The following is a 10,133-nucleotide window of genomic DNA, read 5'->3' as shown; positions in this document are numbered from 1 at the left end:
TAAAAGAGGTAAGTTATCATCAAAACGTCCACGAATCAGACGGATATTATTCAACCCCAACCTTTTGAAATTTTTTTGGGCCAAATCAGCCAAGGAAGAATCAGCTTCAATGGTAATAACCTTTGCCTCCGGTCTGGCCGAGGCCAGATACATGGTACTTATGCCTGTTGAGGTTCCTAATTCCAGGATTGTTTCAGGCTCAAAATACCTGACCAAATTAAAAAGCATCCGCCCATACTTAGGCCGTATTGCCGAATATCTTACTATACGGCTTAATTCCCGGCTGCTGTGCTGAAATTTCCGTGAACCTGCACCAAAATCTTCAATTTGTATGCAGCTTTGATCATGCTGCAATTCCTTTCGCAACCCCTCTATTTTTCTAAAAATCTCATTTTTGCCTTTGTTGCAAAGTACATTTTTGATGAAATCAAATACAAAGGGAGAATGTATCCCAAATCCCTTACGATGACGTGCGGTAGACTTATATTTTAAACATTTAAGAAAAATATTATTCCTGCACATGGGTGAAATAAATGATGTAGTGAATGATTGAATATATTGAGTTAAAAATTAAATTATAGGGGTAAACTTAATGTACCCCCTTCAACTGATTTCCAGCAATAGTCAGAGCAATTTTTTGATTAACACATTCAATTTCAACCACGACCTTATGCTTGCCTTTCCAGAGTCCTACCTTACCAAAAATTCCTTTTAAAGGCCCACGGGTAATTTCCACCTCGTCACCCACTTCAATGTTATCAATTTCTTCAATTGACAGTATATCATCCTCTGACAGGTACCGCTTAATGGCTTCAATTTCAATATCCCGGACGGGTGCCATTTCTCCCCTGAAAGTGACCGACCTGGCAATACTTGGACTTTGGAGTACAGTCATGCGATAAACAGGGTCAATGTGAACAAAAATGTAAGAGGTAAACAAGGGAACTTCCACCTCCTTTCGGCGGTCACTCCATTGCCTCATTACCTTATGCAAAGGGAGGTAATAGGTGATCCCTGCTTTAGACATATCTGAAGCTGCTTTTTTTTCTGCCCGCGGTTTGGTATAAAAAGCATACCACTGCTCAACGGTATCGGCCATAGAATTTGATTTTTATGATAATCACGGCACTATTCACAAAGAAACGATAATAGTAAAAACCAATTTTTATCTACTACAAAATTCTGATTTTTTGTCAAAATCCTGATAATAAAATGCTGATAAATTTAAGTTCCTTTGCGGCCATTCTGGTTAATACAGGCATAGAAACCCGAGGCAACATTTTCTTCAAGCGGTAATTGCCAGGCTTCCTAAAACATTTTACGACCTTAGAAAGGGTTATATTTTGGTCCGTACCCCCCTCTTTTCCATTTCCCTTTTAAGAGCAACCATTTTAATGGCAGCTATGGCAACTTCATCACCTTTATTGCCCCGTTTTCCACCCGACCGTTCCAGGGCCTGTTCATAATTATTGGTGGTCAATACGCCAAACAGGAAAGGCAGATTGTATTCAAGGTTTAAATCGGTCAAGCCCTTGGTAATGCTGTCGCAGATATAGTCGAAGTGCGCCGTTTCACCCCTGATGATACATCCGATACAAATTATCGCATCCACATTGGTATATTCGGCCATGAACTGGGCCCCCAATGTAAGTTCAAATCCTCCGGGCACATACCGTTTCAACAGATTTTCTTCCTTAGCACCATGTTTTAACAAGGTCTTGTATGTGCCATTGAACACAGCTTCTGTTATATCGTTGTTGTATTCGGAAACAACGATTCCAAACTTCATATCTGCTGCTGAAGGCACTGTATCGGCATCATATTCCGATAAATTCTTATTATCAGTCGACATAATTTACTTAAGTTAAAAAAAAAGTATCAAATAATTGATACTTTTCAATTGTATGCAAGTATTAAACTTATTTTCCTGATTTTAATTTTGCACGGGTTATGTATTTCTCAACCTGACGGCCTTCCATTGTTTTGGGATAACGATAATCAATCTTTTGATACATTTCCAGCGCCTTATCATATTTTCCCATTTCTTCAAAAACCTGTCCGGCTTTCATCAAATAAATTGGAGCCGTAAAATCATTTTCGTTTTTAGAAGCCGCTCTTTCATAAAACTGAACAGCCTTATCAAGGTTTCCCAATTCAACATAAGCATCACCCATAGCTCCTAGGGCAATAGGCCCGAGCATTTTATCCTTGGTTTCGAATTTTTTAAGGTGATCAATAGCCTCCTGGTATTGACCAAGATGAAGGCAGCAGATACCGCTGTAATACTGAGCCAATTTAGCTGCCTTTGTTATTCCGTATTCGTCAATAATATCTTTAAATCCAAGGTAGTTTCCATCTCCGTTGAGCGCTTCTTTGTAATCGTCTTTTTCAAAATATTGTTCGGCTACAAACATCTGCGAAAGAGCTTCTTTTTCTTTAGGTGCGACAATGAATTTTTTATAACCCAGATAACCACCAACCAAAATAATAATTGCCGATATTATGATGATAAGGCTTTTCTGATTCTCTTCGATGAATAATTCAGTACGGCTAAGCGCATTTTCTACTTCTTCGATAGGTTCTTCCTTGTAATTGTTTTTATTTGCCATTTTCCTTGATAATAGTTTATTTAAATGTACTTCGTTAAAACCAATGATATTCTGATGGTGTTTCAAAATAACAGATTGATGAAAGTATGGCAAAAGTAATTTTTTTTATGATATATTTAGAATTATTTTAAAAATTTTGTTTGCGAAGAAGTTCTACTTTTGCAGCTTATAATATTGCATATTACAAAATGTACCTTAAAAATATATCCTTAATAAATTTCAAGAGTTACGAAAACGCCGAATTGACTTTCTCCCCCAAATTAAATTGTCTGGCCGGGAATAATGGCATGGGGAAAACCAATATGCTCGATGCAATTTATTACTTATGCCTCTGTAAAAGCAGTTTTAACCTTTCAGATCTTCAAAATATTAGATATAACCAGGATTTTTTTGTTATCCAGGGGGGATTTAACCGTAACGAACAAACTGAAAATATTTATTGCGGCATCAAGCGGAACAGTAAAAAGATTTTCAAAAGAAACAATAAGGAATACGAAAGATTATCCGATCATATAGGATTATTCCCTGTGGTGATGATTTCGCCTTCGGACAGCAGCCTCATTATTGAAGGAAGCGAAGAACGGAGGAAATTCATCAATTCGGTCATTTCTCAATATGACAAACTGTATCTGGACAACTGCATACAATACAACAAGGCACTTAATCAGCGGAACAGGCTGTTGAAGGATTTTGCCAGAGTAGGGAATTTCAACAGCGAGTTGTTGGAAATATGGGATATTCAGCTCATTAACCTGGGCGAAAAAATTTACCAGCGCAGGGTTGAGTTTATTTCTGAACTCTTACCCGTTTTTCAACATTATTATGAATTTGTTTCACTGGGCCATGAAAAAGTTGAACTTGAATACAGGTCTCAGTTACATCACACCCCCTTTAAGCAACTGCTTGAACAGTCGCAGGAAAAAGACCGCATCCTGCAATTTACCACAACGGGGATTCACAAGGATGACCTGTTGCTTCACCTGGATGGATTCCCAATCAAAAAGTCCGGTTCCCAGGGACAACAAAAAACCTACCTGGTTGCCCTCAAACTTGCCCAGTTTGATTTTCTGAAAAACATCAACAATATCAAGCCGATTTTGCTTCTGGACGATATTTTTGATAAATTTGACCGCCAACGTGTGAAGCAAATCATCAAACTGGTGGCTGACGAAAATTTCGGGCAAATCTTTATTACGGATACCAGCAGCGAACGACTGGAGGAAATTCTGACCAGCACCTCGATCGATTATAAATTTTTCACCGTTAAAGACAACGGGGAAATTGAATTAAAACAATAGGAAATGCGGAGATGTGAAACACAAGCCATTGGAGCTGTCTTACAGGAATATCTGAAAGAATTACAAATTGACCAGAAACTTAAGGAAATCAGGTTGATAGGTTCCTGGGAATCGGTTATGGGCAGGACAGTTGCACGTTATACCAAAAGTATCGCACTCAAAAACCGGGTATTGTTTGTAAAAATGACTTCTTCAATTGCCCGTAACGAGCTGGTGATGATGAGGCAGGGAATTATAGAGGCGATGAATAAAAATGCGGGTGAAAAAATGATAGATGATATAGTGATCAGCTAAACCATCCTTCAAAAACAAGCAGAAAATATATCTTTCTTATATACACATTAAGTTATTTTCCCCATTGCCGTTGGCAAAAGCCAATCGACAATGAAAAAAATTCTTAAAACTTAAACTCTTTCGCAAGCAGAGAAGAAGAAGTTTCCTTCTATTATAGCATTTTCATCGCTATCGGAGCCGTGAACAGCATTCTTTTCAATAGATTCACCAAAATCTTTACGAATTGTACCTGCTGCTGCTTTTGCAGGATCTGTGCTGCCAATAAATGCCCTGAAACTTTCAACAGCATTATCTTTCTGTAAAACTGCAACAATTACAGGACCTGAACTCATAAAACTAACCAAACTGTCAAAAAATGGCTTGTCTTTATGGACAGCATAAAACTTTTCAGCTACACAGCGTGTTAATTTTACTTTCTTAAGAGCCTTGATTTCAAATCCGGCATTCTCAATCCTATTAATGATTTCTCCGCTGTGATTTTTTTCTACAGCATTAGGTTTAATAATTGTAAATGTTAAATTTCCGTTCATAAAAATATAAATTTTAAAGGCCACGAAATTAGAAATTATTTTTCGATTTTTTGTACTGCGTTTGTCTAATATTAAAAATTCATGTAGGTTTGAACACTTATAATTTTTTTAGTTTTGAATTCACAAAAAATATTTCAGCAACAGTTCCTTGAAGCAGGAAAGTTGCTGGCATCAAAAAAGAAAATAGCTGTCCTTACCCACACCAATCCGGATGGAGATGCAATTGGTTCTTTGCTGGGATTGGGATTATTCCTGAAGGCTATGGGCCACGACGTACAAGTCATGACCCCAAATCCATATCCTGAATTTTTACAATGGCTTCCGGGAAATGGAGAGGTGGTGATTTTTACCAGGAGAAAGGCCAAAGCTATTAGAATTATTGAAGAAGCCGAAATAATCTTCTGCCTCGACTTTAATGCTTCCAATCGTTTCGAAGGATTGGAAAACTGCCTGCAATCGGCAAAGGGTATAAAAATATTGATAGATCATCATCCCCACCCCCAACCCGAATATGATTTATTGTTCTCAAACACCTCGGTAAGTTCCACTGCGGAACTGGTGTATGAATTCATGGAAGGGACAGGCAAAAAAGACCTGATCACCAAAGAAATAGCCGAATGCCTGTATGTGGGTATCATGACGGATACAGGCAATTTCAGTTTCAATTCGTCAGAAATGCGCACCTTTGAGATTGTGGCTGCACTTTTGAACCTTGGGATTGAAAAAGATAGGATATACAGCCTGGTTTACGATAATTTTTCTGAAAACCGAATGAGACTTTTGGGATATTGCCTGAGCGAAAAGATGGTGGTTCTCCCCGAATATCATACGGCTTACATCAGCCTAAATCAGGAGGAACAACAGCGTTATAAATTTGATACAGGCGATTCGGAGGGCTTTGTCAACTATCCCCTGTCCATCAAGGGAATTATTTTCAGTGCCTTGTTGACAGAGCAGAAGGACAAAAGCATACGCATATCATTCAGGTCAAAAGGAAGTTTTGCCACCAATGTATTTGCCGAGACCCACTTTGAGGGAGGAGGCCATAAAAATGCCTCAGGTGGCAAATCACTGCTACCCCTGAACGAGACAATCAGCAAATTTGAAGCCCTGCTTCCTTTGTTCAAAAAAGAATTAGAATATTAAAAATGAATTATTTGAATTTTGTTAAATTTGGAATTGCCATTTTATTATTAAGTTCGGTTTCATCCTGTAAATGGGAAAAACAGAAAAAAGGAATTCCTGAACTTGCCAAAAATGGGGAATCCCTTATACGTGTCAATAAATTTCTGGTCAACAAGGACGAAATTCTGATAAGGAATTTCGTCAGGCGCCAGCAGTGGGACATGAAGGCCACCAAATCGGGCTTGTGGTATCAGATCTACCAAAAAGGGAAAGGGAAAAAGGCCGAACCGGGTAAGATAGCAGTTTATAACTATTCCATTAGTCTGCTCGACGGAACAGTTTGCTATCATTCAAAAATAGGTTATCCTGCGCACTTCCGCATCGGACAGGGAGGTGTGGAAAGCGGGTTGGAAGAAGGTATTTTGTTTCTCAGAGAGGGTGACAAAGCCAGGCTGATCATGCCCCCCTATATGGCCCATGGGTTACTGGGTGATGAAAATAAAATTCCTCCTCTTTCCGTTATCGTTTACGATATCGAAATTGTCAAAATTGTGGATGAGTAGTTTTTATATCTAAAATTATGGTAATACAATCATGAAAAACCTAATCACCCTGGTGTTCTTTATCCTGTCGTCGGTCATGTCCTGTGTCAGGACGCCAAAATATAGCGGCTATTCGGAAACCCCCTCAGGGATAAATTTCAGGCTGGAAAAAATAGGTGAAAACACCAACAAAGCAGTGGTTGGGGATTATATTACCATCAATATTACCTACAAAACCTTTAATGATTCCGTTTTTTTTAACGAACATAGAAAATTCAAGTTATTAGCACCCGAATATCAGGGTTCAATTGAAGAATGTTTCCTTATGCTTGCCCAGGGGGATGCGGCTACTTTTATTATTGATGCCGGTAGCTTTTTTCACAAAACCCTTCACACCGACCTACCTCATTTTATCAAACCCGGGAATAAAATGAAAGTAAACGTTGAAATGCTTAATATTCAGACCGAAAAAGAATATGATCAAGAAAAGGAAGCCTTTATGAATTGGACAGAAGATCTTGGCCAATACGAAAAAGTAGTTCTCAGACAGTTTATGGAGGAAAAGAAATTGAATTTCAAACCCACACCCAGTGGATTATATTTTCTAAAAGTGAATGAAGGAACGGGGAAAAAAGTTGAAAAAGGAGATACAGTAGTAATAGATTACGAAGGTAAATTTTTAAATGGTAAATTCTTTGATTCAACAAAAATGAGGCATGAGGCATTACAGTTTGTTTATGGGCAGCAGTGGCAGGTAATAAAAGGTTTGGAAGAAGTTATTGGAATGATGCGGCAGGGAGATAAAGCGCTTTGCATACTGCCCTCAGAACTGGCATTTGGAAAAGCGGGTTCCTCAACGGGTATTATTCCCCCTTACACTTCGTTAATTTTTGAAGTTGAACTTAAATCAGTAAAATAATTACTTTTGAAGCAACCTTTTGGTATTTAAAATCATCTTCATTAATAAAATTAAGTCTTTTTAATCTCAATAAATAATCAGTTTATGAATAAGAAAAAGTATTTGTTATTTTCCCTTTTGTTTTCAGCTTTTTGGGGAAGTTTGTTGTTTACAGGATGTAATAAGGATGACTCAAGCGAACAAAAAGCAAAAGAAAAACAGTTACTTCAGGAATACGTCAGTAAGAATTATCCCAATGCAACACCCCAAAAGGATGGTTTATATTTTATTCTTGATTCTGCAAAAACCACTTTAGACGCTAAACCTGACAGTGGTGATTTTGTTCTCGTTGAATTTACAGGGAAAGTCCTTTCCACAGGAAAAACAATTCTAACTACAGACTCTGCAGTAGCCCAACAAAATGGACTTTATAATTCTGAAATTGTATATGGCAACTCGAAATTTCAGTTATCCCCATATAATTTTTTGTATGGCGTGTATGAAGGCATTAAGCTGATGAAAGAAGGTCAGACAGCAACATTACTCATCCCCTCTGATCTAGCCCTTGGGGAATATGAATATACGAATGTTCCCAAATATTCAACTTTAATTTATACAGTACATCTAGTAAAAATTATTCACGACCCGGTGGCCTACGAAAGACAACAAATAAACAACTTTTTGAAAAGTACTCCCCTTACACCAGCTGATTCCACAAACTCAGGTTTGTATTATTACAAGAAAGTACAGAGCTCAGGGTCTGTGATTAAAAACGGGGATGTCATATCCGTCAGTTATGTAGGTAAATACCTGGATGGCCGGACATTCTTGTGTGATACAGCTACCAATGTGAAATTAACTGCCAGTACCGTGCTGAATTCCGGTTTTGACGAAGGCCTCAGGTGCATGAAAAAAGGCGAAGAATCAGTATTTATTGTTCCTTATTACCTTGGGTTTTATGGAGGAACTGCACCTTATGCCCTTACCTACTATGTTACTATTCCTGCCTATACTACTTTATTGTACGATGTAAAAGTCAACTAAATATCAATATCGTTGAAGAAGAAAGATGGCCGGGCGTTTTTTAATGTCCGGCTTTTTCTTTTTCCATTCTTTAATGGCTTTAGTTGAAATGAACTCTGTAGACAAAGTGATATCGGCAGCTATACAAAGCAGGGTTTCCGGCTGGCAGTTGGATACGAGGTCATCGAACAGTTGTTCATTCCTGTATGGAGTTTCAATAAATATCTGGGTTTGTTTTTCAACCTGCGAACATTTCTCAAGCATTCTTATCTGCTTCAGCCTTTCTTCTTTTTTTATTTTCAGATATCCCCGGAAAGCAAAATTTTGCCCGTTTAATCCCGAGGCCATCAAGGAAAGGATTATCGATGAAGGCCCAACCAGCGGAATAACCTGTATCTGATGTTTATGGGCAAGGTTCACCAAGGCACTGCCCGGATCGGCAACGGCAGGCACGCCGGCTTCAGAGATAATTCCCACATCAAAATTTTTGAATAAGGGGGCCAGCATGCTTTCCACCTCTTCATTACGGCTGTGCTCATCCAAAACAGTAAAAAAGAGCTGGTCGATGGGCTTGGAAATACCCATTCGGCTGAGATACCTGCGGGCAGTACGTTCATTCTCCACCACAAAATAATCCAATGTATTGACTATATTTTTTACATGAGCTGGAATTACCTGATCTATATTGTATTCCCCCAAGGTGTTTGGAATGAGATATAACTTTCCGGACATAATTAATTTTTTCTCCAAAAGTAAAATAAAACCCTTAAAATCCATTATTGAGAATAGGATTACAACTTAGATATGTGAAATTCAATAATTTATTTAAAACGCCCTTCAATTTCAGATATCAACAAACATTTTCTTTAGCAGAAATAATTGAGTAGATTTGCGTAAAACGATTTTTTGAGAAAAATTGTAAAGGATTCATTTTAATGAGAATTACTTTTTTAGGTACTGGTACATCGCAAGGGGTTCCGGTGATCGCTTGCAATTGTCCTGTTTGCCAATCGGCCGATACTCATGACAAAAGATTAAGAAGTTCGGTATTAATTGAATATAAGCATAAAGTGCTGGTGATAGATACCGGACCTGATTTTCGCCAGCAAATGTTAAGAGCCAAAGTCAAACAACTCGATGCCATTTTATATACCCACGAGCACAAGGATCATGTTGCCGGGCTCGACGATGTGCGGGCTTTTAATTACATTTCCCAGAGACCCTCGGATATCTATGCCGAAGAACGGGTACAACAAGCCATCAAGCAGGAATATCCCTATATTTTCACTGAAAGGAAATATCCTGGCGTTCCCCAGGTAAACATGCACCAGATCGACGGACAAACCTTCGACATCGAGGATATCAGCATACAGCCCATAAGGGTAATTCATTATCACCTGCCGGTATTGGGATATAGAATTGCTGATTTCACCTACATCACCGATGCAAATTTTATTTCTGACGAGGAGAAAAAGAAGATGGCCGGCACCAAATGCCTGGTCATTAATGGATTAAGAAAACAAAAGCACCTCTCCCATTTCTGTCTTTCGGAAGCCCTTGAAATTATCCGGGAAATAAACCCGCAACAGGCATTTATTACCCATATTGGACATCAGATGGGCTTATACAAAGACGTGCAAAAGGAACTGCCCCCTCACGTCACTTTAGCTTATGACGGACTGACGGTGGACATGGAATAAGATAATGGGATAATGGGATAATGAGATAATGGGTTAATGGGTTAATGGGTTAATGGGGTAATGAGGTAATTCAGAGAAATGTGATAAAAGGTCTGAAATTTTTCATTGATGGCG

General features: G+C 38.5%; 13 protein-coding genes. 7 read left to right on the top strand and 6 right to left on the bottom strand.

Annotated elements, in window-relative coordinates:
- The 4 genes from Q8907_08010 to Q8907_07995 form a co-directional block, all read right to left on the bottom strand.
- On the bottom strand, positions 1 to 522 hold a 522-nt coding region (locus Q8907_08010), incomplete at its 3' end, for an SAM-dependent methyltransferase (protein MDP4274206.1).
- Positions 523 to 589: 67 nt separating this feature from the next.
- Positions 590 to 1,099 (bottom strand): UpxY family transcription antiterminator, encoded by a 510-nt coding sequence (locus Q8907_08005; GenBank protein MDP4274205.1) that lies wholly within the window; start codon positions 1,097 to 1,099, stop codon positions 590 to 592.
- A gap of 237 nt (positions 1,100 to 1,336) precedes the next feature.
- The gene (gene ribH, locus Q8907_08000) at positions 1,337 to 1,852 is read right to left on the bottom strand and encodes a 6,7-dimethyl-8-ribityllumazine synthase (GenBank protein ID MDP4274204.1); all 516 of its coding nucleotides are present in this window, start codon (positions 1,850 to 1,852) and stop codon (positions 1,337 to 1,339) included.
- Between the two features lie 67 nt (positions 1,853 to 1,919).
- Positions 1,920 to 2,609 carry a tetratricopeptide repeat protein gene (locus tag Q8907_07995; protein MDP4274203.1) on the bottom strand — a complete coding sequence of 230 codons (690 nt, stop codon included), beginning with the start codon at positions 2,607 to 2,609 and terminating at the stop codon, positions 1,920 to 1,922.
- A 188-nt stretch (positions 2,610 to 2,797) separates the two neighbouring features.
- Here Q8907_07995 and Q8907_07990 point away from each other — a divergent pair, with 188 nt between their 5' ends.
- Together Q8907_07990 and Q8907_07985 are read left to right on the top strand one after the other, a co-directional pair.
- A complete protein-coding gene (locus tag Q8907_07990; GenBank protein MDP4274202.1) occupies positions 2,798 to 3,907 on the top strand; it encodes a DNA replication/repair protein RecF in 1,110 nt (369 codons plus the stop codon).
- Positions 3,908 to 3,910: 3 nt separating this feature from the next.
- The gene (locus Q8907_07985; protein MDP4274201.1) at positions 3,911 to 4,201 is read left to right on the top strand and encodes a DUF721 domain-containing protein; all 291 of its coding nucleotides are present in this window, start codon (positions 3,911 to 3,913) and stop codon (positions 4,199 to 4,201) included.
- Positions 4,202 to 4,311: 110 nt separating this feature from the next.
- Here the strand turns inward: Q8907_07985 and ndk are convergent, their stop codons facing one another.
- On the bottom strand, positions 4,312 to 4,731 hold the full coding sequence (gene ndk, locus Q8907_07980) for a nucleoside-diphosphate kinase (protein MDP4274200.1): 420 nt from the start codon (positions 4,729 to 4,731) through the stop codon (positions 4,312 to 4,314).
- Between the two features lie 114 nt (positions 4,732 to 4,845).
- Here ndk and Q8907_07975 point away from each other — a divergent pair, with 114 nt between their 5' ends.
- From Q8907_07975 to Q8907_07960, 4 genes are all read left to right on the top strand, one after another.
- Positions 4,846 to 5,877: a DHH family phosphoesterase gene (locus tag Q8907_07975; protein MDP4274199.1), complete on the top strand. Its 1,032-nt coding sequence runs from the start codon at positions 4,846 to 4,848 to the stop codon at positions 5,875 to 5,877.
- Between the two features lie 11 nt (positions 5,878 to 5,888).
- Complete coding sequence (locus Q8907_07970) at positions 5,889 to 6,419, top strand: FKBP-type peptidyl-prolyl cis-trans isomerase (GenBank protein MDP4274198.1); 531 nt, start codon at positions 5,889 to 5,891, stop codon at positions 6,417 to 6,419.
- Positions 6,420 to 6,450: 31 nt separating this feature from the next.
- Positions 6,451 to 7,317, top strand: a complete 867-nt coding sequence (locus tag Q8907_07965) for an FKBP-type peptidyl-prolyl cis-trans isomerase (GenBank protein ID MDP4274197.1) — start codon at positions 6,451 to 6,453, stop codon at positions 7,315 to 7,317.
- A gap of 84 nt (positions 7,318 to 7,401) precedes the next feature.
- Positions 7,402 to 8,340: an FKBP-type peptidyl-prolyl cis-trans isomerase gene (locus Q8907_07960; GenBank protein MDP4274196.1), complete on the top strand. Its 939-nt coding sequence runs from the start codon at positions 7,402 to 7,404 to the stop codon at positions 8,338 to 8,340.
- 3 nt (positions 8,341 to 8,343) lie between these two features.
- Here the strand turns inward: Q8907_07960 and Q8907_07955 are convergent, their stop codons facing one another.
- Positions 8,344 to 9,051, bottom strand: coding sequence for an SAM-dependent methyltransferase (locus tag Q8907_07955; GenBank protein MDP4274195.1), 708 nt, complete (start codon positions 9,049 to 9,051; stop codon positions 8,344 to 8,346).
- Between the two features lie 203 nt (positions 9,052 to 9,254).
- Here Q8907_07955 and Q8907_07950 point away from each other — a divergent pair, with 203 nt between their 5' ends.
- Positions 9,255 to 10,019, top strand: coding sequence for an MBL fold metallo-hydrolase (locus Q8907_07950; protein ID MDP4274194.1), 765 nt, complete (start codon positions 9,255 to 9,257; stop codon positions 10,017 to 10,019).
- Positions 10,020 to 10,133: the final 114 nt, after the last annotated feature.

Source organism: Bacteroidota bacterium, assembly GCA_030706565.1.
Lineage (GTDB): Bacteria > Bacteroidota > Bacteroidia > Bacteroidales > JAUZOH01 > JAUZOH01.
Note: the sequence above shows the minus strand (reverse complement) of the source record. Positions and strands in the feature narration are given on the sequence as shown.